The 26,249-nt window shown below is 72.8% G+C and carries 26 protein-coding genes, 2 tRNA genes and 1 pseudogene; 22 read left to right on the forward strand and 7 right to left on the reverse strand.

The window, feature by feature from the left end:
• Both AB0C69_RS11965 and AB0C69_RS11970 read right to left on the reverse strand, forming a co-directional pair.
• A partial coding sequence (locus AB0C69_RS11965) for an ATP-binding cassette domain-containing protein (protein WP_360352823.1) occupies positions 1-530 on the reverse strand: 530 nt, incomplete at its 3' end.
• Positions 527-1,573: an ABC transporter substrate-binding protein gene (locus AB0C69_RS11970; protein WP_345176876.1), complete on the reverse strand. Its 1,047-nt coding sequence runs from the start codon at positions 1,571-1,573 to the stop codon at positions 527-529. The genes AB0C69_RS11970 and AB0C69_RS11965, both read right to left, overlap by 4 nt.
• A gap of 234 nt (positions 1,574-1,807) precedes the next feature.
• Here AB0C69_RS11970 and eno point away from each other — a divergent pair, with 234 nt between their 5' ends.
• From eno to AB0C69_RS11990, 4 genes are all read left to right on the forward strand, one after another.
• The gene (gene eno, locus AB0C69_RS11975; protein ID WP_345177224.1) at positions 1,808-3,091 is read left to right on the forward strand and encodes a phosphopyruvate hydratase; all 1,284 of its coding nucleotides are present in this window, start codon (positions 1,808-1,810) and stop codon (positions 3,089-3,091) included.
• A 79-nt stretch (positions 3,092-3,170) separates the two neighbouring features.
• Entirely contained in the window at positions 3,171-3,605 is a 435-nt protein-coding gene (locus AB0C69_RS11980) for a septum formation initiator family protein (protein ID WP_353834692.1), read from the forward strand.
• A gap of 51 nt (positions 3,606-3,656) precedes the next feature.
• A complete protein-coding gene (locus AB0C69_RS11985; protein WP_345176882.1) occupies positions 3,657-4,211 on the forward strand; it encodes a DUF501 domain-containing protein in 555 nt (184 codons plus the stop codon).
• Entirely contained in the window at positions 4,208-5,161 is a 954-nt protein-coding gene (locus AB0C69_RS11990) for a Ppx/GppA phosphatase family protein (protein WP_360352826.1), read from the forward strand. The genes AB0C69_RS11985 and AB0C69_RS11990 overlap by 4 nt, the downstream gene beginning before the upstream one ends.
• Before the next feature lie 197 nt (positions 5,162-5,358).
• On the opposite strand, the gene AB0C69_RS11995 is transcribed toward AB0C69_RS11990, so the two are convergent.
• A complete protein-coding gene (locus tag AB0C69_RS11995; RefSeq protein ID WP_360352828.1) occupies positions 5,359-6,135 on the reverse strand; it encodes a DUF2510 domain-containing protein in 777 nt (258 codons plus the stop codon).
• Positions 6,136-6,275: 140 nt separating this feature from the next.
• Between AB0C69_RS11995 and AB0C69_RS12000 the strand changes: the two genes are divergently transcribed.
• The 5 genes and pseudogenes from AB0C69_RS12000 to AB0C69_RS12020 all read left to right on the forward strand — a co-directional run.
• Entirely contained in the window at positions 6,276-7,097 is an 822-nt protein-coding gene (locus tag AB0C69_RS12000) for a uracil-DNA glycosylase (protein ID WP_345176889.1), read from the forward strand.
• Positions 7,098-7,483: 386 nt separating this feature from the next.
• Positions 7,484-8,833 carry an FAD-dependent oxidoreductase gene (locus AB0C69_RS12005; RefSeq protein ID WP_353834689.1) on the forward strand — a complete coding sequence of 450 codons (1,350 nt, stop codon included), beginning with the start codon at positions 7,484-7,486 and terminating at the stop codon, positions 8,831-8,833.
• 113 nt (positions 8,834-8,946) lie between these two features.
• Positions 8,947-9,019: transfer RNA gene (locus AB0C69_RS12010), tRNA-Leu, on the forward strand.
• Positions 9,020-9,523: 504 nt separating this feature from the next.
• Positions 9,524-9,596: transfer RNA gene (locus AB0C69_RS12015), tRNA-Glu, on the forward strand.
• A 189-nt stretch (positions 9,597-9,785) separates the two neighbouring features.
• A pseudogene (locus tag AB0C69_RS12020) lies at positions 9,786-10,292 on the forward strand (hypothetical protein); the annotation flags it as partial.
• 10 nt (positions 10,293-10,302) lie between these two features.
• On the opposite strand, the gene AB0C69_RS12025 reads toward AB0C69_RS12020, so the two are convergent.
• The gene (locus AB0C69_RS12025) at positions 10,303-11,064 is read right to left on the reverse strand and encodes a TioE family transcriptional regulator (protein ID WP_360352856.1); all 762 of its coding nucleotides are present in this window, start codon (positions 11,062-11,064) and stop codon (positions 10,303-10,305) included.
• 90 nt (positions 11,065-11,154) lie between these two features.
• Between AB0C69_RS12025 and AB0C69_RS12030 the strand changes: the two genes are divergently transcribed.
• Both AB0C69_RS12030 and AB0C69_RS12035 read left to right on the forward strand, forming a co-directional pair.
• Positions 11,155-12,309 (forward strand): erythromycin esterase family protein, encoded by a 1,155-nt coding sequence (locus tag AB0C69_RS12030; RefSeq protein ID WP_360352831.1) that lies wholly within the window; start codon positions 11,155-11,157, stop codon positions 12,307-12,309.
• Positions 12,306-12,638, forward strand: a complete 333-nt coding sequence (locus AB0C69_RS12035) for a YnfA family protein (RefSeq protein ID WP_360352833.1) — start codon at positions 12,306-12,308, stop codon at positions 12,636-12,638. Before AB0C69_RS12030 ends, AB0C69_RS12035 begins: the two co-directional genes overlap by 4 nt.
• Before the next feature lie 46 nt (positions 12,639-12,684).
• On the opposite strand, the gene AB0C69_RS12040 is transcribed toward AB0C69_RS12035, so the two are convergent.
• A complete protein-coding gene (locus AB0C69_RS12040) occupies positions 12,685-13,605 on the reverse strand; it encodes an NADP-dependent oxidoreductase (protein WP_360352835.1) in 921 nt (306 codons plus the stop codon).
• 216 nt (positions 13,606-13,821) lie between these two features.
• Between AB0C69_RS12040 and AB0C69_RS12045 the strand changes: the two genes are divergently transcribed.
• Complete coding sequence (locus AB0C69_RS12045; RefSeq protein ID WP_360352837.1) at positions 13,822-14,811, forward strand: AraC family transcriptional regulator; 990 nt, start codon at positions 13,822-13,824, stop codon at positions 14,809-14,811.
• A gap of 90 nt (positions 14,812-14,901) precedes the next feature.
• On the opposite strand, the gene AB0C69_RS12050 is transcribed toward AB0C69_RS12045, so the two are convergent.
• Entirely contained in the window at positions 14,902-15,408 is a 507-nt protein-coding gene (locus AB0C69_RS12050) for a cupin domain-containing protein (RefSeq protein ID WP_360352839.1), read from the reverse strand.
• Between the two features lie 57 nt (positions 15,409-15,465).
• Here AB0C69_RS12050 and AB0C69_RS12055 point away from each other — a divergent pair, with 57 nt between their 5' ends.
• From AB0C69_RS12055 to AB0C69_RS12100, 10 genes are all read left to right on the forward strand, one after another.
• Entirely contained in the window at positions 15,466-16,134 is a 669-nt protein-coding gene (locus tag AB0C69_RS12055; protein ID WP_360352841.1) for a helix-turn-helix domain-containing protein, read from the forward strand.
• A gap of 796 nt (positions 16,135-16,930) precedes the next feature.
• Complete coding sequence (locus AB0C69_RS12060; protein ID WP_345174862.1) at positions 16,931-17,377, forward strand: hypothetical protein; 447 nt, start codon at positions 16,931-16,933, stop codon at positions 17,375-17,377.
• 88 nt (positions 17,378-17,465) lie between these two features.
• On the forward strand, positions 17,466-17,810 hold the full coding sequence (locus tag AB0C69_RS12065; protein WP_345174863.1) for an NADH-quinone oxidoreductase subunit A: 345 nt from the start codon (positions 17,466-17,468) through the stop codon (positions 17,808-17,810).
• A complete protein-coding gene (locus AB0C69_RS12070; protein ID WP_360352843.1) occupies positions 17,801-18,679 on the forward strand; it encodes a hypothetical protein in 879 nt (292 codons plus the stop codon). The genes AB0C69_RS12065 and AB0C69_RS12070 overlap by 10 nt, the downstream gene beginning before the upstream one ends.
• Positions 18,672-19,535, forward strand: a complete 864-nt coding sequence (locus AB0C69_RS12075) for a complex I subunit 1 family protein (protein ID WP_360352845.1) — start codon at positions 18,672-18,674, stop codon at positions 19,533-19,535. Before AB0C69_RS12070 ends, AB0C69_RS12075 begins: the two co-directional genes overlap by 8 nt.
• Positions 19,532-20,071 carry an NADH-quinone oxidoreductase subunit J gene (locus AB0C69_RS12080; RefSeq protein WP_345174870.1) on the forward strand — a complete coding sequence of 180 codons (540 nt, stop codon included), beginning with the start codon at positions 19,532-19,534 and terminating at the stop codon, positions 20,069-20,071. Before AB0C69_RS12075 ends, AB0C69_RS12080 begins: the two co-directional genes overlap by 4 nt.
• A complete protein-coding gene (gene nuoK / locus AB0C69_RS12085; RefSeq protein WP_345174871.1) occupies positions 20,068-20,373 on the forward strand; it encodes an NADH-quinone oxidoreductase subunit NuoK in 306 nt (101 codons plus the stop codon). Before AB0C69_RS12080 ends, nuoK begins: the two co-directional genes overlap by 4 nt.
• 40 nt (positions 20,374-20,413) lie before the next feature.
• Positions 20,414-22,051, forward strand: a complete 1,638-nt coding sequence (locus AB0C69_RS12090) for a proton-conducting transporter membrane subunit (protein ID WP_360352848.1) — start codon at positions 20,414-20,416, stop codon at positions 22,049-22,051.
• A gap of 4 nt (positions 22,052-22,055) precedes the next feature.
• Positions 22,056-23,537 (forward strand): NADH-quinone oxidoreductase subunit M, encoded by a 1,482-nt coding sequence (locus tag AB0C69_RS12095; protein ID WP_360352850.1) that lies wholly within the window; start codon positions 22,056-22,058, stop codon positions 23,535-23,537.
• A complete protein-coding gene (locus AB0C69_RS12100) occupies positions 23,537-24,904 on the forward strand; it encodes an NADH-quinone oxidoreductase subunit N (protein WP_360352852.1) in 1,368 nt (455 codons plus the stop codon). Before AB0C69_RS12095 ends, AB0C69_RS12100 begins: the two co-directional genes overlap by 1 nt.
• Here AB0C69_RS12100 and AB0C69_RS12105 read toward each other — a convergent pair.
• Complete coding sequence (locus AB0C69_RS12105) at positions 24,901-26,034, reverse strand: hypothetical protein (protein WP_360352854.1); 1,134 nt, start codon at positions 26,032-26,034, stop codon at positions 24,901-24,903. The two genes, AB0C69_RS12100 and AB0C69_RS12105, sit on opposite strands and share 4 nt — an antisense overlap.
• Positions 26,035-26,249 lie beyond the last annotated feature (215 nt).

The following is a 26,249-nucleotide window of genomic DNA, read 5'->3' on the forward strand; positions in this document are numbered from 1 at the left end:
AGCAGGTCGCGGGTCATCGCGTCGAGCGCGCCGAACGGCTCGTCCATCAGCAGGACGGTCCCCTGCCCCTCGCCGGCGTCGTCCTCGGTGAGGGCGAGGGCGCGGGCCAGCGCGACCCGCTGCCGCATGCCGCCCGACAGCTGGTGCGGGCGCCTGCCGGCGAACCCGCCGAGGTGCACCGAGTCGAGCAGCCGGCCCGCCCGGCTCCGCCGCTCGCCCCGCGGGACGCCGCGCGTCTTCAGGGCGAGTTCGAGGTTGCCGGTCACCGTCAGCCACGGGAACAGCGCGGGCTCCTGGAACATCAGCGCGACCCGCGCGCCGTCCTTGTCGATCGTCCCGGCGCTCGGGCGTTCGAGGTCGGCGACCAGGTTGAGCAGCGTGCTCTTGCCGCAGCCGGACGCGCCGACCAGGCACACGAACTCGCCGGGGGCCACGTCGAGGGAGACCTTGTCGAGCGCGAGGAGCGCGGATCCGCCGGTCCCGAACGCCTTGGAGACCTCGCTGAGGCGGACCGCCGTGTCCGCGGTCATCGGTCGCTGACCTGTGCCTTCCCGCCCGCCTTGAGCACGTCGTTGAGCGGGGCCAGGTTGTAGATCCCGTCCAGGTCGGTCTTCTCCAGCAGGCCGATCTCCTCGGCGTGCGCCGCGCCCGCGACCAGCGAGGACGCGACCGGGTCGGTGGTGAAGTCGATCTCCTTGAAGGCCGCCGTGAGCACGTCCTGCTTCAGCGGCTTGCCGCTCAGCTTGGCGAGGGCGTCGTTGGTGACCTTCTCGGCGTCCGCCTTGTTCTGGTTGATGTAGTCGGTGGCCTCGACGACGCCCTGGAGCAGCTTCTTGACCTGGTCGGGGTGCTTCTTCTCGTACTCCTGGCTGACGAGCAGGTTGGTGATGACGAACTTGCCGCCGGGCCACAGCGACTTCTCGTCGAGCAGCCGCTCGCCCTTGTTCTCCAGGATCAGCCGCGAGGCGTAGGGCTCGGGCACCCAGGCCCCGTCGATGTCGCCCTGCGCGAACGTCTGCAGCGTCTGGGCGTTCTCCTGCGGGACGACCTTGACGTCCCCGCTGCCGTCCTTGTTCGCGGTGAGGCCGTTCTTCTTCAGCCAGTACCGCAGCGCGACGTCCTGCGTGTTGCCGAGCTGCGGGGTCGCGATCTTCTTGCCGCGCAGGTCCTGGACGCCCTTGATCCCGGGTTTGACGACCAGCGAGACGCCGCCCGAGGCCGCGCCGGAGATGATGTGGACGGCCTTCCCGTGCGACTTGGACCAGGCGTTGATGGACGGGTTGGGCCCGACGAACGTCGCGTCGATCGCGCCGGAGAACAGCGCCTCGACGGCGGCCGGGCCGGCGTTGAACGTCGCGGTCTTCGGCGCGGCGCCGAGGTGCTTGGCGAAGATGCCCTTTTCGACGCCGACCAGGGCGGTCGCGTGGGTGAGGTTCGGGAAGTAGCCGAGCCGGAGCGGGGCCGCGTCCCCGCCGGACTCCTCGTCGCCGCCACCGCAGGCGCCGAGCGTACCCGCTGCGACGAGAACGGTCAGTGCCACGGCGGCGACGCGCCCGCGGAGTCCACGATGCATTGGAAGTTTCCCTATCAATCAAGTCTGTTTGACCTGCTTAGTAGATAAGGCGGGCGTTCTCCGCGTCAAGTCGTCTTCCTGGCGCGATGCGGTCGCCGAGGTGGAGTTGTTTCGCCACCGCCGTCCCCTATGTGCGTTTCTCTGAGGGCTACGGCGAGGCGGTTGGGCGGCGGCGGGGCCGCGCGGATAGGCTCGGTGACCGCACCGACCATCCGCACCATCAGGGGGTTCCCCGTGTCGTCGATCGAGGCCGTAATCGCCCGGGAGATCCTTGACTCCCGCGGCAACCCGACCGTCGAGGTCGAGGTGCTGCTCGCCGATGGGACCGAGGCGCACGCGGCGGTCCCGAGCGGCGCCTCCACCGGCCAGTTCGAGGCGGTCGAGCTGCGCGACGGCGGCGAGCGCTACGGCGGCAAGGGCGTCCGGAAGGCCGTCAAGGCCGTCAACGAGACCATCGACGAGAAGCTCGTCGGCTACCCCGCCTCCGACCAGCGCCTGATCGACCAGCTGCTGATCGACCTCGACGGGACCCCCGCCAAGTCCGCGCTCGGCGCCAACGCCATCCTCGGCGTCAGCCTCGCCGTCGCCAAGGCCGCCGCCGACTCCGCCGGCCTGCCGCTGTTCCGCTACGTGGGCGGCCCGAACGCGCACCTGCTGCCCGTCCCGATGATGAACATCCTGAACGGCGGCGCGCACGCCGACACCAACGTCGACATCCAGGAGTTCATGATCGCGCCGATCGGCGCGGCCACCTTCGCCGAGGCGGTGCGCTGGGGCGCCGAGACCTACCACGCGCTGAAGTCGGTGCTGAAGTCCAAGGGCCTGAACACCGGCCTCGGCGACGAGGGCGGCTTCGCCCCCGAACTGCCGAGCAACCGGGACGCCCTCGACCTCATCCTGGAGGCGATCCGCAAGGCCGGCTTCACCCCCGGCCGCGACATCGCCCTCGCGCTGGACGTCGCCGCCACCGAGTTCCACGCCGACGGCCAGTACGCGTTCGAGGGCACCAAGCGGTCCGCCGACGACATGGCCGCCTACTACGGCGAGCTGCTCGGCAACTACCCCCTCGTCTCCATCGAGGACCCCCTCGACGAGGAGGACTGGGCCGGCTGGGAGGGCCTCACCGCCGCCGTGGGCGACCGCGTCCAGCTCGTCGGCGACGACCTGTTCGTCACCAACCCCGAGCGGCTCGGGCGCGGCATCAAGTCCGGCGCCGCCAACGCGCTGCTGGTCAAGGTCAACCAGATCGGCACGCTCAGCGAGACCCTCGACGCCGTCTCGCTCGCGCAGACCAGCGGCTACCGCTGCATGATGAGCCACCGCTCCGGCGAGACCGAGGACACCACGATCGCCGACCTCGCCGTCGCGACCAACTGCGGCCAGATCAAGACCGGCGCCCCCGCCCGCAGCGACCGGGTCGCCAAGTACAACCAGCTGCTGCGCATCGAGGAGCTGCTGGACGACGCCGCGCGCTACGCCGGCGCCGCCGCGTTCCCGCGCTTCGACGCGCAGGGCTGAGCCGCGCGGCCCGGCGGGGCGGCGTCCCCGTCCCGCCGGGCACCGGTTTCCGGCAGCCGAGCCACAGGCAGGGGACACGATGGCGCAGGGCGACGACCATGAGACCGGCCGCGGGACGCGGGGCGGCCGGGCCCGCCGTTCCAATCCGGCGCTGACGAGCCGCGCCGCGATCCTCGCGGTGGTGATGTGCGCGATCGCGCTGAGCCTCGCCTACCCTGTCCGGGAGTACATCGCCCAGCGCAAGGAGATCGCCGACCTGCGCCGCCAGGAGGCGATGTCCCGCCGCCAGGTCGAGATCCTCGCCCAGCGCAAGCAACAGCTGGGCGACAAGTCGTACATTGAGCGTGAGGCGACGCGGCGGCTCCATTACTGTCGTCCTGACGTGAAGTGCTACATCGTCCTGGACGGCGGCGAAGGCGACGGGCAGCAGTCCCGCAGGGGCGGAACGGAGACCAGACCGCCCTGGTACGAGACGCTGTGGCGGTCGGTGGAGGCCGCCGACAGGCCCCGCTGACGGTCCTTGAGGCGCGGAGGAGAACGGATCCCCGGATCCGCGGGTGGATACATGATCGATGCACGTGACACGGCCGCGGTCGCGGCCCAGCTCGGGCGCGAGCCGCGCGGCGTCCGCCGCGTGGCGGGGCGCTGCCCGTGCGGGCAGCCCGCCGTGATCGAGACGGCGCCGCGGCTCCCGGACGGGACGCCCTTCCCCACGCTGTTCTACCTGACGTGCCCGAAGGCGGCCTCGGCCATCGGGACCCTGGAGGGGAGCGGCGTCATGCGCGACATGCAGGCCAGGCTCGCCGGCGACCCGTCCCTGGCGGCGAAGTACGCCGCCGCCCACGAGGACTACCTCCGCCGCCGCGACGAGGCCGCCCGCGAGGACGGCGTCGAACCGCTTCCCGAGGGCATGCAGAGCGCCGGCGGAATGCCGGAGCGCGTCAAGTGCCTGCACGCCCTCGTCGCGCACGAGCTGGCGGTGCCGGGCGTCAACCCGTTCGGCCGCGAGGCCCTGGACGCGCTGCCCGACTGGTGGCGCTCGGGGCCCTGTGTTCAGGTCGAACCTGGAGAGACCGTCGAACCTGTCGAATCGGAACCTGAACCCGGGGAGGCGCGGTGACGCGCGTCGCGGCCATCGACTGCGGGACCAACTCGGTCCGCCTGCTGATCGCGGACATCGAGGCCGGCGGCGGCGACGGCGAGGCCGGCGCCACGCTGACCGACGTCGAGCGCCGGATGGAGATCGTCCGGCTGGGGGAGGGGGTCGACCAGACCGGGCGGCTGTCGCCCGCCGCGCTGGAGCGCACCTTCACCGCGATGCGCGGGTACGCCGAGCTGATCGAGCGGCACGGCGACGGGCACGGGCCGGTCAAGACCCGGGTGGTCGCGACCAGCGCGACCCGCGACGCCGCCAACCGGGCCGACTTCGTCAGCGGCGTCGTCGACATCTTCGGCGTCGTCCCCGAGGTGATCAGCGGGGACGAGGAGGCCGCGCTGTCGTTCACCGGCGCCACGCGCGAGCTGGCGAAGCTGCGCCCCGCCCGCCCCTACCTGGTCGTCGACATCGGCGGCGGATCCACCGAGATCGTGCTCGGCAGCTCCTCGGCGGACGCGGCCCGCTCCATCGACATCGGCTGCGTGCGGATGACCGAGCGGCACCTCAAGGACGACCCGCCCTCGCCCGAGCAGATCTCCAACGCCGCCGCCGACATCGACACCGCGCTCGCCGCCGTCCGCGAGACCGTCCCGGTGGACGAGGCGCGCACCCTCGTGGGGCTCGCCGGATCCGTCACCACGGTCGCCGGGATCGCGCTCGACCTGCCGAGCTACGAGCCGGCCCGCATCCACCTGGCGCGGATCACCGCCGGGCAGGTGCACGAGGTGACGCGGCGGCTGCTGCACGCCACCCGCGCCGAGCGCGCCGAGTTCGGCGTCATGCACCCCGGCCGCGTCGACGTGATCGGGGCGGGCGCGCTCATCCTCGACCGGATCATGCGCGAGTACGGATTCGGGGCCGTCGTCGTCAGCGAGCACGACATCCTCGACGGCATCGCCTGGTCGCTGTGTTGATTCAGTCCCGGCCCACTTCGCTCGCCTGGCGGCTCGCTGCGTGACCTGGCCTGGGCGAACGCGGCATCGCTTCGCGATCTGCCCGGTTCCGCTCGCCTCCGGCTTCGCTCCACCGGCCAGGTCACGCGTTCGCGCGCGTGGTCGAGGCCAGTTCGGGACGGCCCGGCCCGGCGCTTGCCCTAGGCCCGGCGCGTGCCCTAGTACCTGAGCCGGGACAGCAGGGCGGGGATCAGCACGGCGTTCGGGTTCTGCTGCGGGACGTAGAGCACCGGCGCGGTGCCGCCGGCCTGCTGGATCCAGACCCGGCCCCGGTCGACGGTCGCGGTGGAGATCGACGACCAGCTCAGCGACACCCGGTCGCCGCGCACGCCGCCCGGATGGACGGTCAGCCCCTGCGCCACGTCGACCGACTCGCCCGCGCGGACGCGGCCGGCCAGCTCCTCGACGAGCCGCGGCTCCGCGTGCTCCTGGCAGAGCTGGATCAACCGCCCCCAGACCCGCTCAGGCTCGCCGCCCGGCCCCGCCGCGTGGCCGGGCGCCGCACCCGGTTCGATCACCACCTCCACGCGGGGCCCGCCGCGGAACGGATGCCGCCCCGCCTGGAAGACCCACTGCGTGCCGGGGGCGTGGCCGCGGCCCGCCGGGCGCTCCGCCGCCCAGTACGCCACCCACTCCACGCGCGGCCAGGCGAGCGAGGCATTCCCGTAGGCGACGCCCTGGTGGTCGGCATGCAGGTGCAGGCCGCGTACGTTCACGTCCAGGGAGGGGACGGACGGGGCGCGCTCCCAGGTCGGCGCGTGCGGGGCGGTGTAGTGCTCCCCGCCGGCGGACCCGGTGCCGCCCCGCTGCTCGCGGCGCGGGAGCCGGGGCGGGCGGTCGGTCTCGGGGTTCAGCCGCTCGGTCCAGCTCTCCCCGTCCCACCAGCGCAGGCTGCCCGTGCCGTAGGGGTCGGGGTACCAGCCCGGTTGCGACACTCCTGCCTCCCGCTTCGCACAGCGCGCGTGCCGAGACACCCGCCTCCCCGACCGGCGAACGCATCGTACCGACCGGACCCGCCTCCCACCGGTCATGGGCGGAACCCGGCCACCGGCCGTGGCGTGGGACGATCGGTGGTATGCCGCCCGCCAACCCTCCGTTCGTGCCGCCCGGGTCAGGGTGGCCGGAAGACCCCGCCGCCCCCGCGACCCCCGTCGCGCACGGCGCCGGCGACGTCGCCGACCTAGCCGCCGGGGCGCCGGATCTGCACGAGCTGTGCGCCCGCCAGTCGGTGTGCCGGGCCTGCGACCGGCTCGTGGAGTGGCGGGAGAAGGTCGCCGTCCAGCGCCGCCGGGCGTTCGCGGACGAGCGGTACTGGGGCCGCCCCGTCGCCGGATGGGGCGACGAGCGGCCGCGCATCCTGATCGTCGGCCTCGCCCCCGCCGCGCACGGCGGCAACCGCACCGGCCGCATCTTCACCGGCGACCGCTCGGGCGACTGGCTGTTCGCGTCCCTGCACCGGGTCGGGCTGGCGGCCCGGCCGACCAGCGTCCACGCGGGCGACGGGCAGCGGCTCATCGGCGCGCGGATGGCGGCGACCGTCCGGTGCGCCCCGCCCGACAACAAGCCGACGCCCCTGGAGCGGGCGACCTGCCTGCCGTGGCTCGCGCGCGAGGTCGAGCAGGTCGCCCCGAGCGTCCGCTGCGTCGTGTGCCTGGGCGGTTTCGCCTGGCAGGGCGTGTGGCCCGCGCTGAAGCAGGCCGGGTACGCGGTGCCGCGCCCCCGGCCGAAGTTCGGCCACGGCGCCGAGGTCGAGCTGGCTCCGCCGCCGTCGGCGTCCCGGCGCGACCCCGTCCTGCTCCTGGGGTGCTACCACCCGAGCCAGCAGAACACCTTCACCGGACGCGTCACCGAGGAGATGCTGGACGCGGTTTTCGTCCGCGCCCGCGACTTCCACTAGGCCGGAGGGGTCGCGACGGGGCGGACGCCGGGCCGTCCCCCTCGGAGTACGTGCGCCCGGCGTTCGAGCCGCTCCCATCGCACCCGCGAAAGAGGTCAAGGCCGCGACGGCGACGGTGGCCCAGATAATTCGTGGCATCGCTTCCCCCTGAAAGCTGTCCCACGAGGAGTTCGACTGCGAGGCAGGGCCGTGGCCAAGCGGTCGCGGCGCGGCGGACCGGCCCCTGCACCGGTCCGCCGCCCCGCGACCGCTTGGCGCCCCCGTCGGGCCCTGACCTCGCGGTCTCCCTTCTGGTGGTACATCGGATGAGATGTCGGGCGCGCCGAGGAAGTTCGCACCTCCCCCCAAGACGTGAGGCAGCGGCAGAACCGGGTATCGCTCCGGATATGCCAATCCAGCGCACGAAACAGATCGTGATCGTCGGCGGCGGATACGTCGGCATGTACACGGCCCTGCGCCTGCAGAAGAGGCTGCGCGGCGAAATGCGCCGCGGCGAGGTCGCCGTCACTGTCATCGACCCGCAGTCCTACATGACCTACCAGCCGTTCCTGCCCGAGGCCGCCGCGGGGAACCTGGAGCCCCGCCACGTCGTCGCGCCGCTGCGCAAGGTCCTGAACCGCTGCCGCATCGTGAACGGGTTCGTGACGCGGATCGACAACGCCTCCAGACGGCTCACCCTCCGGCCCGCCGGCGCGCACACCTCCGGCGTGCCGGAGCGGGACGTCGAGTACGACATGCTCGTCGTCAGCCTCGGCTCCATCTCGCGGACCCTGCCCATCCCGGGCCTCGCCGAGTGCGGGATCGGCTTCAAGACCGTCGAAGAGGCGATCTTCCTGCGCAACCACGTCCTGCACCAGCTCGACATCGCCGCGTCCAACCCGGACAACGAGGCCGTCCGCAAGCGCGCCCTCACGTTCGTGTTCGTCGGCGCCGGGTTCGCGGGCGTCGAGGCCATGGCCGAGCTGGAGGACATGGCCCGCGACGCGTGCAAGTGGTACCCGACGATCGACGAGAAGGAGATGCGGTGGATGATGGTCGAGGCCACCGACCGCATCCTCCCCGAGGTGGGTCCCGAGATGGGCCGCTGGACCGCCGAGGCCCTGCGCCGCCGCGGCATCGAGGTCAAGATGAACACGCTGCTCAAGTCCGCCGAGAAGCGGCGCATCGTGCTGAGCGACGGCGAGGAGTTCGAGGCCGGCACCCTCGTCTGGACCGCCGGCGTCAAACCGCACCCCGTCGTCAGGGAGAGCGACCTCCCCCTCGACGACAAGAGCCGCATCAGGACCACCGCCGAGCTCACCGTCGAGGGGCTCGACGGCGTCTACGCCGCCGGTGACAACGCCGCCGTCCCCGACCTCACCGACACCGGCGACTTCACCGCCCCCAACGCCCAGCACGCCGTCCGGCAGGCCAAGCGCCTCGCCGACAACATCGTGGCGGACCTGCGCGGCAAGCCCCGCAAACCGTACGTGCACGCCTACGTCGGCTCGGTCGCCGGCCTCGGCCTGCACAAGGGCGTCGCCAACGTCTACGGCCTCAAACTGCGCGGCCTGCCCGCGTGGTTCATGCACCGCACCTACCACCTGTCGCGCATGCCGACCGTCAACCGCAAGTTCCGCATCACCATGGACTGGACGCTCTCCGCGTTCTTCCGCCGCGAGATCGTTTCGCTCGGCGAACTCGAATGGCCCCGCCAGGAGTTCGAACTCGCCGCCGGACGCCAGCGCGACATCTGACAACCCGCCTTGACCGGCCGGACCGTTCCACTGGCCGAACCCGGCCGCCAGAGCTCCACAATCACGGCCTCTGGAGACGGCGGCGACAACCACTGACTCGATATGATGACGCCGCCCCTGTAGCCCAACGGCAGAGGCGGGCTCCCTAAAAGAGCCAGTGTGTCGGTTCGAGTCCGACCAGGGGCACATGCGGCGAACCCTGCTCGCCGATCTTCTATCGGCTTCGCCGGGGCTCGCTGTGTCCGCCCAGGGGGCGACCCCCTGGAACCCCCGGTGTTCGGGCTTCGCCCTCACTTGGTTGGGGCGTACGCCTAGAGGGTTTTTTCTGCGACGTCTAACGGGCTTTTCGCTCGTTTTCCTCAGCTGGCCGAATTTGCGTTGGTGTCGGCTGCCGCACTCCTTGCCTACCTAACTGTGGTCTGGCGTGTTCGGTGCTCAAGCCGGCGAATTCCTGCAATGGCGGCTTCGGACGATCGGGGAGACATGGTCGCGGTGCCGTCCGTGCCCCTCCCGTCCCGACCATGCGATCGAGGTCGTGCGCTCGTAGGAGCGTCGTGTCGGATTCGGAGGCAGGGTGTCGTCGTGAGCGTGGGGGTGCTGGGAGGTTCGGGGGGAAACCGGTTCGAGGTAGGGGGTCGGGTCCGGTAAGCTAGGCGAGGCCGCGCGGGAGACCGCGAAGGTCATGGTCCTGCCCCCGTCGTCTAGTGGCCTAGGACGCCGCCCTCTCAAGGCGGTAACGGCGGTTCGAATCCGCTCGGGGGTACCTGGCAAGTCTCTGGGCGCGTACGTGTGCCCCACCTCTTTCTCGCAGGCTCGTGACGAGCATTTCTCTGCATCTCCTTCGCACGGCGCGCATTCTGATGCGCCGATGAGGTGCTTCCGTCGCGGGCCGGGGAATGTTCCGGCCGTGAGGTGGGGGACCAAGAGCTGGTACGCGGCGCTCGTGGCGGTCATGGTGCTCGTCACGGTGGACGTCCTGCTGGACGGTCCGCTCCGCCACCTCGACCACGTCGTGCACGACTGGAGCGACGCGCACGTCCGGGGCTGGCGGCTGACGGCGGTGGACGTCTTCGCGGCGCTCGGCCAGCGGGGCTACCTGGCGAGGGTCATCGTCCCGCTCGCGATCATCGCCGCGGTACGGGCGCGGTCGGTGCGGTACCCGCTGGCGAGCGTGCTGATCGTGGGCGTCCTCTCGCTGCTGCAGGTGCTGCTGAAGGCGGCGATCCCCCGGACGTTCCCGATCAGCGAGACCGACGTGCTGTTCGTCCGCGGCGACGCCTACCCGTCCGGCCACACCCTCAACGGGTTCGTGCTCGTCTGGGTCATCCTCGAACTGGTGGTCGTCGCGTTCCCCGCGACGTCCGGGGCCCTGCCCCCGCGCCGCCGCCGCGACATCGCGGTGGTGACCGGGACGGTCACGGCGGTGGCCCTCACGGTGGTCGACAAGCACTGGCTCACCGACTGCCTGTTCAGCCTCGCCCTCGGCCTCCTCCTGCTGCAGTGCCTGCTTCTCCTGGATCCGTTCGCCACCCGGCGCGGTCGAGAACGTCCAGATAGCGGCTCAGCTCACCGGACGCGGCGAGCATGGCGAGGCCCCGTGCGGTGAGCCTGCGCCGCCAGTCGTCCAGCGCCTCCGCCAGGGGCCCGGTGCCGCCCGCCGTCCGGACCCGCCGGACCACCGTGGCGATGTGCTCCAGCGGGTAGCCGCCGCGCCTGAGGAGATGGGCGAGTTCGGCGTCGCGGACGTCGCTCGCGCGGAAGACGCGGTACCCGGTCGCCGGATCGCGGGCGGGGACGAGGATGCCGATGCCCTCCCAGTTGCGCAGCGTCGCGGGGGTGACGTCGAGCCGGTGGGCGAGTTCGCCGATCGTCAGCGGCCCGGGGGCGCCCGGGCGCTCGGCGCCCGGCTCCGCCATCAGATGGTCCACCGCGCTCTTCACCGCCGTGAGGGTCTCGCGGTCGCGGAGCACCTGCTCGTGGCCGCGGTCGATGACCAGCAGGGCGTCGTCGACGTCGCCGTCGTGGACCGCGTTCATGATCCGGCCGCCGACGGCGTGCCCGAACGCCGGGACGAGGGCGAGGAACGCGCGCAGGGCGGCCGCGTGCACCTCGGTGTAGATCCGGTAGCCGCTGGGCGTGCGGTCGGCGGGCGGGAGGAACCCGTCGCGCTCGTAGTTGCGCACGGCCTGCGCCGAGAGGCCGTGCCCGCGCGCGAGGTCGGACGGTCGCAGGTTGATCACCGCTTTGAGACTTGTGACGGGAGAACGACGGTCACAGGCGGGAAAGTATCAACCGTCTTTTCAAGGATACGCTTTCACCACATGAGTCAGGACATTCGCGACTTCGTGCCCGCCTCCTGTGACCTTCTGGCGTTCGGCGAGCCGACGCACCGGGAGCCGTCCTTCGGGCGGCTCCGCAACGAGCTGTTCGCCCGGCTGGCGGGCCACGGCTTCCGGTCGATCGCCATGGAGACCGACCGGGTCGCCGCCCTCGCCGTCGACGACTTCGTCCAGGAGGGGAAGGGGAGCCTCGACGCCGTGATGAGCGAAGGCTTCTCGCACGGCTGGGGGGAGATCGACGCCAACCGGCGGCTGGTCGCCTGGATGCGGGAGTACAACGAGGGCCGTCCCCCGCACGAGCGGCTGGCCTTCCACGGCTTCGACGCTCCGATGGAGACCCTCAGCGCCCCCAGCCCGCGCGCCTACCTCGAACACGCCCGCGACTACATGGGACTCGACCTCGACATCGCGCCCCTCTGCGGCGACGACCGGCGGTGGAGCCGCCCGGAGGCGGTCATGGATCCGGCCCAGTCGATCGGTGCGACGCCCGAGGCCGGCAGGCTGCGGACGATCGCCGACGACATGCTCCTCGCGCTCTACGAGCGCGCCCCGAAACTGATCGCGGCGACGTCGCGCGCCGAGTGGTCCAGAGCGGAGATCCACCTCACCGCCGCCATCGGCCTGCTGCGGTACCACAAGCGGGCGACCCAGCGCCTGGAGCGGGACGCGCGCATCTCGCGCCTGGCGGCCGCCCGCGACGCGCTCATGGCCCAGAACCTCCTGGCCGTCCGGAGCGCCGAGGACCGGCGCGGCCCGACCTTCGTCTTCGCGCACAACACCCACCTGCAGCGAAACCCGTGCCATATGAGCATGGGGGACATCGACCTCACCTGGTTCGGCACCGGCTCCGTCATCGCGTCCCTGCTGGACGAGCGGTACGCCTTCATCGCCGGGAGCCTGGGCCGCAGTGAAACGATCAAGCTCGGGGAACCGGAGCCGGACACCTACGAGGGCGGCATGCAGAGCCGCATCGCCACGTGGGGCCTGACGCCGGCCGCCGCGATCCCGCCCGCCCGCCGGCGCACCGACACCGTCCCCGAGCAGGGCTATTTCCCCCTGGACCAGGCGGTCCTCGACACGGCCGACGCGGTCCTGCACATCAGCGACGGCGCGACCGTGAGTACCGTTCCGGTATGACGATCGCGCGCTCCCTCGTCCTGTTCGCCCTCGCCGCGGTCGCGGAGATCGGCGGCGCCTGGATGATCTGGCAGGGCGTCCGCGAGCACCGGGGCGGCTGGTGGATCGGCGCGGGGCTGGTCGCCCTCGGCCTGTACGGCTTCGTCGCGACCTTCCAGCCCGACGCCCACTTCGGCCGCGTCCTGGCCGCCTACGGGGGCGTGTTCGTCGCCGGGTCCCTGGCCTGGGGCGTGGCCGTGGACGGTTTCCGCCCCGACCGCTGGGACGTCGCCGGGGCGGCCGTCTGCGTCCTCGGCGTCCTGATCATCATGTACGCACCGCGCGCCTGATCGCTGCGGTCCCGGAGGGCAGGCCGGCGGCGCCGCTCGATGGCTTTCAGGGGACGAGGACGGTCCTGCCGTTCGCGCGGCCGGCCTCGGCGTCCCGGTGCACGGCGGGGAGTTCCGCGAGCGGACGGGCCGCCGCGACGTCCACCCGCACCGCGCCGTCGTCGACGAGGGCGATGAGTTCGGCGAGTTGAGCGGGGTCGTTGCGGGCGACGAAGTGCGCGGCCGTCACGCCCGATCCGGGCGGGGGCTGCACCGGGCCGGTGATCGAGACGAGGGAGCCGCCGGGGCGGGCGGCGCGGCACAGCGCCCGCGCGGCCTCGGGCGCTGTCGGGACGAGGTTGAACACCAGATCCACCGGACGGTCCAGCGCCTCGTGCGGGGGGACCCGCGTGTAGTCGATGATCTGCTCGGCGCCGTAGCCGCGGACCCGGTCGGAGCTGCGCGGACCGGCGGTGGCGATGACGCGGGCGCCGGCGCGCCGGGCCAGTTGGACGGCGAACATGCCCACGCCGCCCCCCGCGCCGTTGACGAGGATCCGCGTGCCCGGTCTGACGCGGGCGTGGTCGAACAGCCCCTGCCAGGCGGTCAGCCCGGCGACCGGGATCGCCGCGGCATGGGCGAGCGGGAGCCCGGAAGGCGCGCGGGCGAGCCGGGCGGCGGAAGCGGTGAGGTACTCGGCCGCCGCGCCGCCCTCGTCGAGGCGGCCGACGACGTGGTCGCCGACCGCGAAGCGTTCGACGCCGTCTCCGACCTGGACGACCGTCCCGGCGGCCTCGGAACCGAGAGTGAACGGCAGGTCCAGCGGGACGATGTCGCGCATCATGCCGGCCCGGAAGCCGACGTCCGAGGGGTTGAACCCGGCGGCCGCGACGCGCACCAGCACCTTGCCCGGTCCCGGGGAGGGACGGGGGACCCGCTCATAGCGGATCACGTCGGGCCCGCCGAAGGCGTGGACGCGCGCCGCCATCATCGTCGCGTTAGGGCTCGGAGCGGGCCGATCCGATCGGAGTCCTGGTGTCATGAGTCGTCCTCGGTGGAAGGGGACCGCGCATCTCTCGTGCGCGTCCTTGCTGATCTTGAGTGATATCGACCGTAGATCCGGCGCCGTGGACGACCAATGCGTGCTCATCTCGGATTCTTAAGCGAGCGTCTCCCCGACGAGCACTCTCGCTAGGATCCGGGGATGGATGTGCTGAGCGACGTGATAGCCGTGATGCGCACCGGTGAGCCGCGGTCGGCGCTGGTCGAATGGTCGGCGCCGTGGGGGCAGCGGTTCCGGACAGTGCCGGGAGCGGCCGGGTTCCAGATCGTCTTGCGGGGTTCCTGCTGGTTCATCCCGGAAGTTGGCGACCCGTTCCCGCTGGCCGCCGGTGACGTGGTGTTCCTTCCCCATGAGAGCCGGCACGGCCTGGCCGACGCCCCGTCCACGCCCTTGGCCGAGCACGCCTGCGATCCGCAGGACGACGTCAGGTTCGAGCGCAGGCACGCCGCCGCTCCGATCGGACGGGCGGGCTCGGGCTCTCCGGCCGCGGTGACGCTCTGCGGGGCCTACGAGCTCGCCGCCGCCCGCGTCCACCCGCTGCTCGACGATCTGCCTCCGGTGCTGCATCTGCCCGCTCGGCTGGGACGCCACCCCCGGCTGCGCGCCGCGGTCGAGCTGCTGGGCGCGGAACTCGAGGACCCTCAGCCGGGCACCGGCGCCCTCGTGCCCGCTCTGCTGGACACGCTGCTGCTCTACATCCTCCGGGCATGGTTCGCCGATCAACCGGAGGGCGGCGGGGCCACCGGGTGGGCGGCGGCGCTCGCCGACCCCGCGATCAGTACGGCCCTGGAGGCGCTCCACGGCGATCCCGCGCGTCCCTGGACCGTCGCCGGCCTGGGCTCGCACGCGGGACTGTCGCGGGCCGCCTTCTCCCGTCGTTTCACGGCGCTCGTGGGGCGGCCGCCGCTGGCCTACCTGACCTGGTGGCGGTTGACGATCGCGACGCGGCTGCTGCGCGACTCCGACGCCCCTCTGAACGTCGTGGCGGAACAGGTCGGATACGGCTCGGAGTACGCATTCGCCAACGCGTTCAAACGCGAGTTCGGCCTCCCGCCCGGACGCTACCGGCGTGACAGCCGCTCTCCCGGCAGGCCGGAGCCGGCAGACTCCGATCTCGTCCCGCACGCCTGAGGTCGCCCCAGCCGCGAACGCGCGCGTCCACGCCGCGGACCCGCGCGTTCGCCTCGGCGTCCGCCGCGGCCTTCCTCCAGTCCTCGGCCGTCACTCCGGACGAGACGCGCCGACGGCGTTCGGGGGAGGGCCGAGGATCTCGACGTGGTGGCGTGCCGCCGCGTGCCCGAGCGCCGCGGGGTCGAACGGTTCCGGGTCGGGGAGCCGGAGTTCGCGGGCCGGGGCGCCGGCTTCGGCGGCGAACTCCTCGAAGCCGCACGGCGTGGTGATCTGAAGGCAGCGCAGCGGTTCATCGGAGCCGACCACGAACGTGTGGGGCAGGCCGACCGGCAGGAGCACGAAGGCCCCAGGACGGGCGACGAGTTCCTCGCCGTCGCACAGGAAGCGGGCCGTGCCCGACAGGACGTAGAACATCTCGTCCTCTTCCAGGTGGCGGTGCAGCGGCGGGGCGAATCCGGCCGGGTTGAGGAACTCCGCGACGGTGACCCCGCCCCGGGTCTGCGCGCCCGCGGCCTTGACGGTGACGAGGTTGCCGAGGAACCACAGCGCCTGGCCCTCGGCGCTTCCCAGGACGTAGGGACGGTTGACGGGTAACACGGCCGCCTCCAGTTGGCGAGACAACGTCTATTGAATAGGACGGTAGTATGCCCCGCCATGGGCGTCAATGACAGCTCGTCCGGCCGCGGGAGGCGCCGGTACGACTCGCCGCTGCGCGACCAGCGGGCCCGGCAGACCCGGCAGGCGATCGTCGCGGCGGCGAACCGGCTCTTCGTCGAGCGCGGCTACGCCGCCGCCTCCCTCGCCGACATCGCCAAGGACGCCGAGGTGGCGCGGCCGACGGCCTTCGCCGCCTTCGGCTCCAAGGCCGCGCTGCTCCGCGAGGTGGTGGACCAGGCGCTCGCGGGCGACGACGAGCCGGTGCCGGTCGCCGAGCGCCCGTGGTTCCGGCCGGTGCTGGAGGGGACGACGCCGGAGGCGGTCGTGAACGCCTACGCCGAGGTCTGCCGCCTCATCGGCGAGCGTGCCGCGGAGATCTTCGAGGTGGCCCGCCGGGCGGCCGACGAGGGGCCCGAACCGGCCGAGCTGTGGGAGACGATGCAGCGCAACCGCCGCCTCGGCGCCGCCATGGTGGTCGACCGCATCGAGTCGCTGGGCCCCGCGTCGCACGACCTCGACCACGAGCGCGCCGTGGACGTCGTGTGGCTGTTCAACGACCCGTGCCACTACCGAGCCCTGGTCACGACACGAGGCTGGAGCCCCCAGGACTACACCGCCTGGCTGTCCAGCCAACTCCGTCACGCCCTGGGCGTCTCGACCGGTTGACCCGCCCGTGCAGTTCCGGTGCCCGCGTTCCGGCAACGGCGCCTGCCCGGCGGGGACGCCGCCGCGTTCGTCGCGGTTCTCGACCCGTGACGGGCATGCGAGAGGGGCGGCCCCCCCGACCGCCCCTCCGCGTCCTCGAAAGAACGCCCGCCCAGCGGGAGCCATTCCGGGCCCCGGGGCGTTCGAAGAACATGTTAGTCGAATGCGCGTTGCCGAAGAGTTGGAAATGAAAATTCTCGTAAGTGCGGAAGGAAGGTGACCGGTTCACCCGTCTGTCCGATCGTCGTCCTACTTGCCCGAATGTGTCGGAGAGGTCGCGTCCGTGAGGCTGCGGGGGGGACGGGAAAACAATCACGATCACGTCTCTCCGGAAGGGGTATTCATGCGGGAATCCTCTCCTGACCTTGGGCGTTACCTGCCATCATGTGCCGTTGTCAGGGTGTTGCGGAAGGAGTGCGTGGGCTCTCTTCGGAGAGGTGATTCGCGGGCGCATGAAAGTCGGGTTTGTCGCGATCGTTGGAATGAATAATGCTCTGGATAATGGATTCCGTGAGCTGTTGAGAACTGGAATGTTTGGTTAGGCTTTCCTATGTTCGAAGAAGGTGCGGGCCCTCGGGCGCGATCGGTCACCGGGAGCCCGCGCGCAATTCACGTCAATTTCGCGCTGATCACGTCGGCCTGCCGGCCGATGGGCCGGGCCCGCGCCACGACCGTCCCTGTCGTGGGGCATGTCCTTGGCTGACGGATGAGGGTGTGGTCAACTTAAATCGTTGGCGATGGGGGGAGTGGGAGCCGAATGCAGCGTCATGTGGACGAGGTGCCGCCGGGAGCATCGCTCGCCGAGAAGGTCGAGTGGCTGATCCAGAACCTCTGGCCGGCGGACGCGGAGCCGCCGCGCAACAACGTGGAGACGGCCGCGGCCATCGCGCACGCCACCGGTGAGGACATCTCGTCCACCACCGTGTGGAAGCTGCGCACCGGGCGGCAGGAGAACCCGCAGTTGAAGACCCTGACGGCGCTCGCCACGTTCTTCGGCGTGCCGATCGGCTACTTCGGGTTCGCCGGGGAGTCCGAGCCCATCGGCGAGGACCTCACGCTGAAGGCGCTGCGCCGGGACGTCGAGCAGGGCATCATCCGGCCCGAGGTGCTGCGCGCCCTGGTCGACCTGTCCCCGGAGGCGCGCTGGGTCGTGGACGAGATGATCCTCGCCGCCGCCGAGGCCGACCGCGTGCGCCATGCCTGAGTCCGCGCGGGCGGCGCCGGGCGATGTTTCGGCGGGGAGCTGATCAGGTAGAGGGCGACTAGCACGTCACCCGTACCCCGGAGGGGCAATGTCGTCGTCCGCCGCCGTCCTCTCGGTTCTCGGGCTGGTGGCCGCCCTGGTCGCCGGGGTCTACGCCGTCTCGTTCGCGGCGGCGCCCCGCGGGTTCGAGAGCGGGCCGTTCCTGTCGGGGGCGCGCCCGGCCGAGCACGCGGTGTCGCGGTACCACGTGCGCTGGTACACGGTGTCGATGGTCTTCCTGGCCTTCGACATGGAGATGGTCTTCATGTTCCCGTGGGCGCTCGTCGTCGCGTCGATCGGCGCCAAGGCGGTCGTCGAGATGTTCCTCTTCCTGGCGCTGCTGCTGGTCGGGGTCCTCTACGCGTGGCGGGAGGGGGCGTTCCGGTGGGCCTGAGACGGTCCCTGGGGCTCGGACGGCTCGCCGCGCGGCGCCCGTTCGTCGTCTCGGCCGCGGACGGGACGCGCGACCGGCTCGCGGTCGAGCGCGCGCTGCGCGGACGCCGGTGGCGCCCCGCCCTGTCGCCCGCGGAGACCGGGATGCTCGTGGTGTGCGGGAACCCCGGACCCGCGCTGGCCGAGGCCATCGACGTGGTCTGGCGGGACATGCCCGAGCCGCGCGTGCGCGTCTCTGCGACCGATCTGGAAGGCGTCGCCGGAGGCCCGCGTCCCGCCCTCGACCTGGACGCGGACATGGCCGGCCGGGCCGACGACAGGGACGGCCTGAAGCTGGACGTCCTGCACGTGCCGCTAGGGCCTGTGCTGTCGTACTGGCCGGCAGGGCTGCGCGTCGATCTGACCTTGCAGGGCGACGTCGTCCAGGAAGCCGAGGTCACCGCCGTCGACAGCGGCGGCGGGACGTTCTGGACGCGGGAACGCCAGGCCGCGTCCCGTCTCGACAGCCTGTCCCGGCTGCTGCACGTGGCGGGATGGGAGGCGGCCGGGGAGCGCGCCGCCGTGCTGCGGGACGACGCCCTGACCGGGGCCGCCGACGACGTGCTGGGGCGGCGGTTCGCACCGTTCGCCCGGCAGGTCGGACGGTCGCGCGCGCTGGCGTGGATGACGCGGGGCTTCGTGAAGGAGCGGCTGGACGGCTGGCTCCGCGACGTCGGCGCCGCCCTGGAAGGACGACCCGTCCAGCCGCGCGAGACCTGGGACGAGACGGCGGCCGCCCTGCCGGTGCTGCTCAGGGGAGCGGAACTGGCCGCGGCCCGGTTGGCCGTCGCGAGCCTGGATCCCGATCTCGGGGCGGTCGCCGATGGTTGAGGTGCTGGTCCTCGGCGTCCTCGCGGTCGCGGCGGCGTCGTTCGGCGGCGTGCTCGCCGGACGTCCGGCCGAGCCGTTCCGCGAGGCCGCGCGGCTGCTGACGATGCAGCGGCGCGTCACGGCCAGGGCGGACGTGCTGCTCACCAGGATCGGCGCGGTGTCGCTGCCGGTGGCGGCGGCCCTGGCGGCGCTGGTGGTGCCGTTCGGCGACCGCGTCGCGGCCGGGACGCGGATCGGCGTCGTCTGGTTCAACGCGATGGAGGTCGTCGCGTGGGGGTCGGTGTGGCTCGCGGGCTGGGGCGTCAACTCGGCGTTCGGGCTGGTGGGCGGGTACCGGTTCCTCGCGCAGGGGCTCGCCTACGAGCTGCCGCACATGTTCGCGCTCATCACCGCCGCGCTCGCCGCGCACTCGCTCGACCTGCGCGCCATCGGCCACGCGCAGGAGGGGCTGTGGTTCGCGGTCTGGATGCCGGTCGCGTTCGCCGTCTACCTGGTCTCGGCGGCGGCGATGGCGTTCTGGGGGCCGTTCGACCATCCCCTCGGCGCCGACGTGGCCGGTGGCGTCCTGGCCGAACTGTCCGGTCCCGACCGGCTCGTCTTCCTGGCGGGACGCTACGGGCTGCTGGCGGCGGCCTCGGCCGTCGCCGTCCCGCTGTTCCTCGGCGGCGGCTCGGGGCCGCTGCTGCCGGCGTGGCTGTGGTCGCTGGTGAAGGCGTGCGCCGTCCTGGCGCTGCTGGTCTGGACGCGGCGGCGCATCCCGGTGCTGCGCATGGACCGCGCCATGACCGCGGCGTGGGCGGTCCTGATCCCGGCCTCGGTCCTGCAGATGCTCGTCGTCGCGATCGTCGTGGTGTGAGGGGGACCGTGGAGGCCGTCGCGTTCTGGGTGCTGGCCGTCGCCGCCGTCGGGGCGGGCGTCGCCGTCTTCGCCGTCGACTCGATGGCGCGGGCGACGTTCGCGCTTCTGGCCTCGTTCCTGTGCGTCGGCGGCGAGCTGCTGCTGATCGACCTGCACTACCTCGGCGTCCTGATCGTCCTCATGATGATCATGGAGATGCTGGTGATGGCCGTCTTCATGGTCATGTACATGATGAACCCGGCCGGGCTGATGCCGATGACGATGCTGCACAACCGGCGGGGCGCGTTCGCCATCTCCGGCGCCGCCTTCGCCGCGCTGGCCGCCGGGGTGTTCGCCGTCCCGTGGCCCGAGCGCGCGGGGCGCCCGCCGCGCGACCCCACGGTGGCGCTCGGCGAGGCGATCATGGGACCGAAGATGCTGGTCATGATGGTGATCGGCGCCGCCATCCTGGCCACCATGATCGCGACGGTGGTGCTGGCCGCGCACCGGGGCCGCTACGACGGGGGCCGCGACGGCGGGGAGGGGGCGCGATGACGCTGGAGGCGTTCCTGCTGCTCGCCTCCGCGCTGTTCTGCGTGGGGCTCTTCGGGGCGCTGTCGCAGCAGTCGATCGTGATGCTGATGATGGGCCTCGAACTCATGATCAACGGGATCGTGGTCGCCGCGGCGGCGTTCTGGTTCTGGGTGTCGCCCGGCGCGGCGGACGGGCAGGTGCTGGTCCTCGTCGCGATCACGGTGATGGCGCTGGAGATGGCGATGGGGTTCGCCGTCGTCACCGCCCTGTTCCGGGCCCGCGACGTGGACGTGACCGACGACGCGGGGGATCTCAGGGGATGAGCGGATCGCGCGGGGCCGTCCGCTCGCGGGGAGCGCGCGGATGACGTTCCTGCCCGGCTGGCCGGGCGGGCTCGCGGTGGACGGGCTGTCCGCCGTCCTGCTCGTGACGCTCGCGGCCGTCCTGGCGGCGGTCCTCGTCTTCGCGGCGGGGGAGGGGCGCGGCGCCCGCTTCTTCGGCCTGATGCTGCTGTTCGCCGCGGCGATGGCCGTCACGGTGACGGCGACCGACCTGGTCCTGCTGCTGATGGGCTGGGAGGTCATGGGCGCGATGTCGTACGCCCTCATCGGGTACGAGTGGTGGGACGAGCGACGGGTCAGGTCGGCGGGCGTCGCGTTCCTGACGACCCGGGCCGCCGACCTGGGCCTCTACGCGGCGGCCGGGTTCGCGATCGCCGGGGCCCACTCCCTCCGGCTCGACGACCTCGCCGCGTCCGGCGCCCCCTGGCGGGACCTCCTCGCGGCCGGACTGGTGGTGTCGGCGCTCGGGAAGTCGGCGCAACTCCCGTTCTCCTTCTGGCTGTCGCGCGCCATGGACGGCCCGAGCCCGGTGTCGGCGCTTCTGCACTCGGCCACGATGGTCGCCGCAGGCGCCTACCTGCTGATACGCGTGCATCCGCTGCTGGCCGCGACCGGCTGGGCCGCCACGCTGGTGACCTGGGCCGGGGCCGTGACCGCCCTGGTCCTGGGCGCCGTCGCGCTCGCGCAGCGCGACCTCAAGCAGCTCCTCGCCGCGTCCACATGTGCGCAGATCGGCTTCATGGTGCTCGGAGCCGGTGCCGGCGCGCTCAGCGGCGGCACGGCGCACCTCGTCGCGCACGCGGCGGTGAAGAGCCTCCTGTTCCTCTGTGCGGGCGTGTGGCTGGGCGTGCTCGGGACGCAGCGGTTGGACGCGTTGCAGGGCGCGGCACGGCGGCATCGGACGGTCGGCGCGGCGTTCGGAGCGGGCGCGCTCGCGCTGGCCGGCGTCCCGCCGCTGTCGCTGTGGGTCACCAAGGACGAGATCCTCGCGGGCTCCGGCGGCTCGCCGGCCCTCCTCGCGGTGGGGCTCGCGGCGTCGGTCCTGTCGGCGGCGTATGCCGCGAAGGCCCTGCTCGCCGCGTTCCGTCCGGTGGCCGGAGGCGGGGCGGTCCGGGTGCCGTTCGCGCAGCGGGCGCCGCTGGTCCCGCTCGCCGTCGCGGCGGCCTCGCTCGGGGCGCTCGGCCTGCCCCCGGTCGCGGACGCCTGGCGGCGGCTGCTCGGCATGCCGGATGAGAGCGGCCCCGGACCCTGGTCGTTCGCCCTCTCCGGTTTTCTGGCGGTGCTCACGGTGGGCGCGGTCGTGGCCGTCCGGCGGATCCCGGAGCCGGCGTGGGCGCTGCACTGGCTCTGGCTGGAGGACGCCGTCTCGGTCCTGGTGGTCCGTCCGTCGTTCGCCGCGGCCCGGGCCCTCGCCCGATTCGACGACCGGGTCGTCGACGGCGCGGTCCGGGGCGTCGCGCGCGGCGTCCAGGCGACCGCCGGGCTGGCCGGGCGCCGCGTCGAGTTCCGGGTGGACGGCCTCGTCAACGCGGTGGGGCGTGCGGCGCGCGGGCTCGGCGCCCTGGCGCGGCGCCCGCAGACCGGGCAGGTCCACATGTACTACGCGCAGGCCGCCGTGGTGCTCGCGGTGCTCGTCGTCGTCGCCGTGCTGGCCGGGTGAGCCGATGCTGAACCTGGTGGTCTTCCTCCCGCTGGCGGTGGCGCTCGCGCTGCCCGCCGTCCCGCGCCGCGCGGTCCCCTGGACGTGGATCGGCGTCAGCGTCCTGGACCTCGCGCTCGTCATCGGGATGTGGGCCGCGCACGGCACCCGCGGCGGGATCGCCTACGAGACCGACGTCCGGTGGATCCCGTCCGTCCGGGCCGGCTACCACGTCGGCGTGGACGGCCTGTCGCTGCCACTGCTGGCCCTGACCGCCGTCCTGTTCGCCGCGTGCGCGGTGTACTCGCTGCGGCAGACCCACCGGGTGCGGGCGTTCGCGATCCTGTTCCTCTTCCTGGAGACCGTCTGCCTGGGCCTTTTCGCGGCCCTCGACCTGCTGCTGTTCTTCGTCTTCTTCGACCTGTCGATCGTCGGCATGTACTTCGTGATCCTGCTGTGGGGGCACGGCGACCGGACGCGGTCGGCGCTGGTGTTCTTCCTCTACACGTTCCTCGGATCGCTCGTCCTGCTGCTCGGGTTCATCGGCCTCTACCTGGGCGCCGACCCGCACACGTTCGACATGGTCGAACTGACCCGGAACCCGCCGCGGAGCGGCGGCCTGGCGGCGCTGACGCTCCTCGCCGTCGGGATCGGCCTCGGCGTCAAGACGCCCGTCGTGCCCTTCCACACCTGGCTGCCGCCCGCGCACACCGACGCGCCCGCCGCGGGGTCGGCGATCCTCGCCGGCGTGATGCTGAAGATGGGCGTCTACGGGCTCGTCCGGATCGCGATGCCGATGCTGCCGGACGCCTGGCGGCGCTACGCCCTGGTCTTCCTGATCGTCGGGCTGGTCGGCGTCCTGTACGGGGCGCTGGTCGCGCTGGCGCAGGACGACCTCAAGCGGCTCGTCGCCTACACGTCGGTCAACCACATGGGGTACGTCGTCCTCGCGCTGGGCGCGGCCGGATACGCCGCCGGCGACGCCGACGCGCGGCGGCTCGCCGTCACCGGCGCGGTCACGCAGATGGTCAGCCACGGCCTCGTCACCGGCGCGCTGTTCCTGCTGTGCGGCGTCCTGTACGACCGGGCGGGCAGCTACGACCTCGGGCGGTTCGGCGGCATCGCGCGCGGCGCGCCCGTCTTCGCCGCGCTGACCGCGGTGGCCGCGTTCGCCTCGCTCGGGCTGCCGGGCCTGTCTGGGTTCGTCGCCGAGTTCCAGATCTTCGCCGGGACGATCGGGAGCGGCACGGCGGCGACGGCGGTCACCGGCGCCCTGGCCGTCCTCGGCATCCTCGTCACGGCGGCGCTGTTCCTGCGCGTCCTGCACCGCGCCGTGCTCGGCCCGCCCGGCGAGCTGACCCCGCTCGTCACCGACGTGCGGCGCCCCGAACTGGCCGCGCTCGTCCCGCTGCTGGCGCTGTCGCTGGTGATCGGCGTCGCGCCGCGCTTCCTGCTCGACACGATCGAACCGCTGTCGGCCGCCGTCGTCGCGCTGGTGGGCCGCTGATGAACGAGAACCCCGCCGACCTCGCCCCCGAACTGTGCGTGCTGGCCGCCGCCGTGGCCGGGCTGATGGCGGGGATGTTCCTGCCCCGCGCGCGCCAGTGGCCGGTCCCGGTGGTCTGCTCGGCCGGGCTCGTCGCCGGCCTGGCCTTCGCGGGGGCCGCGGCGGCCCGTCCCGGCCTCATGGCGTTCGACTCCTTCTCCGTCGACGCGGTCACGCACGTCACCCGGATCACCGTGCTCGGCTCGACGCTCGCCGTGGTCCTGCTCGCGGCCGGGCGGGTCCGCGGCCATCCGAGGGAGAGCGAGCACCACGTCCTGATCCTGCTCTCCGCACTCGGGACGATCATGCTCGGCGCCTCGTCCGACCTGCTCGTCCTCGTCGCCGCGTACCTGCTGGCGAGCATCCCCGCCTACGCGCTCGCCGGGTTCGGCAAGGACGCGCCCGGGACCGAGGCCGCGCTGAAGTACTACCTGATGGGAGCGCTGCTGGGCGTGCTCATGCTCGGCGGCGTGACGCTGCTGTCCGGCGTCGGGCGCGGCACCGCCTACCCGGTGCTGCGGACCGGGCTTGCCGGCGCGCCCCCGGCGGCGGTCGCGGCGGGCCTCGTCGCGCTCCTCGCCGGGCTCCTGTTCAAGGCGGGCGCCGTCCCGGGCCACTACTGGGTGCCGGACGTGACCGAGGGCGCCCCGCCCGCCGTCGCCGCGTACGTCACCACCGTCCCCAAGATCGGCGCGTTCGCCGCCCTCTACCGCCTCGGCGCCGAGACCTCCCCGGACGGCTGGGCCGCCCTCCTCGCCGTGGTCGCGGCGGCGACGATGACGCTCGGCAACCTCGCCGCGTTCGGGCAGGACAACGTCCGGCGCCTGCTGGCGTACTCGACCGTGAGCCAGGCGGGCTACCTGCTCGTCCCGGTCGCGATGGCGGGACGGACCGATCTGGCCCGTCCCGCGCTGCTGTACTTCGTGGCCGCCTACGCGGTGACGAACCTCGGCGCCTTCGCGGTCGTGGTCGCCGCCGGCCGCGACGACCTGGCCGGATACACCGGGCTGCTGCGCGCCTCGCCGCTGCTCGGCCTGTCCCTCGTCGTCTGCCTGCTCGGCTTCGTCGGGACGCCGCCGACCGCCGTGTTCGTCGGGAAGGTCCTGATGTTCGGCGCGGCGCTGGACGGCGGTCACGCGTGGCTCGCGGCGGTCGCCGCCGTGAACACGGTCGCCAGCGTCTTCTACTACCTGCGCTGGATCGTCCCGCTGTTCCGGCGGCCGTCCCGCCCGCCGCCCCGGGCGCGCGGCGCCACCGCGCTCGCCGCTGCCGCCGCCCTGCTGTCCCTGGCCCTCGGCATCGCCGCCGGCGCCGCCCTCGCCGCCTAGGGGGCGTAGCGGCGGGCGAGGGTGCGGAACGCGAGCTTCGGCTCGAAGTGGCCGGTCTTCTCGTAGCCGAGTCCCGTCTCGGGCGGGAGCACCTTGACCAGGGAGAACCCGGCCATGTCGAGGTCCCTGGCGGGATCGGGGGAGTACGGGCCGTCGGGCTCGATGAAGTCGTAGACGAACGCGCCGTACACGCCCTCGGCCTCGTAGACGTCCAGGAGCTCGGAGATGTAGCGGGCCTGGGTCCGCTCGCCGCGGACGTAGCCCGGCGGGATGACGGGCGGGTCCTGCGACCAGTCGACGATGTCGAACCCGTCGCCGCCGCGCCTGTCCGCGCCCCGGTAGGTGCAGCATCCGAACTCGGTGATGACGACGGGCTTGCCGAACCGGTGCAGGGCCCGGACGTCCTGGACGTAGGTCGCCTCGTTCGTCTCGTCCCGGTACAGGTCGACGCCCACGACGTCGAAGCCGCTCCAGGCGACCTCCTCCCAGACGCCGGAGGTGTAGGTGAGGCGGCCGCCGAACAGCGGCCGGACGGTCCTGAGCGCCCGGCCGAGGAACGCGTTCAGCCGCTCGTTGTAGCCCTCGCCCGCCGGGGTCCCGAGGTTGGCGGCCCGCTCCCGCCAGTCCTTACCGGGCACCAGCCCCTCCATGAAGATCGTCAGCTCGCACCCCACCGAGATGCCGACGCCGGCGTGGACGCGGCGGAGCCCCTCGGCCGCCTTGGCGACGGCGGTGAGGAACCTCAGCGTCGCCCGCGCGTCCCTGTCGAACCGCCGGGCCTCGAACCACACGAACATGCCCTCCTCCGCCGCGCAGCGGGCCGCGAGCATGAGGCGTCCCAGGTCCGAGCCGAGCAGGATGATCGCGTTGCAGTGCAGGTCGCGGCGGATCGCCCGGATCTCGCGCCGCACGTACGCGGGCTTCCACACCTCGCGCTCGGTGTCGTAGTTGACGCCGTGCTGCGGCAGCGGCCGCCTCCGGGACGGCGCGGCCTGCGCGGTGCCGGTCGTCGGGGCAGAGGCGATCACCGCCGCCCCGGACACGGCGGCCGCCGCCGTCCCGGCGAGCACGGTCCTGCGGCTGATCCTCGCCGAAGGTCTCCGCTGTGCCGTCGGTCCCTGGTGTGACACGTCTGCTCCTCGCTGGTCGAGCCGCCCGCCACCGAGCCTTCCGGGGTCGGGCACGCCCGGGCAGCGGCCACCGGGCCAGGCTCCGGCGACCAAAGTCGCTGGGGGCCGGGTCCGAAGGTCGATCAGGGGAGCAGGCCGTGCGGAGGTCGTCCGGCGCCCGGAGGCCCGGTACTCGACGCCCATGGGCGCCATCGGCGCGCACAGGGCGAAGTGCC

The sequence above is a fragment of the Actinomadura sp. NPDC048032 genome (assembly GCF_040653175.1).
GTDB lineage: Bacteria > Actinomycetota > Actinomycetes > Streptosporangiales > Streptosporangiaceae > Spirillospora > Spirillospora verrucosospora.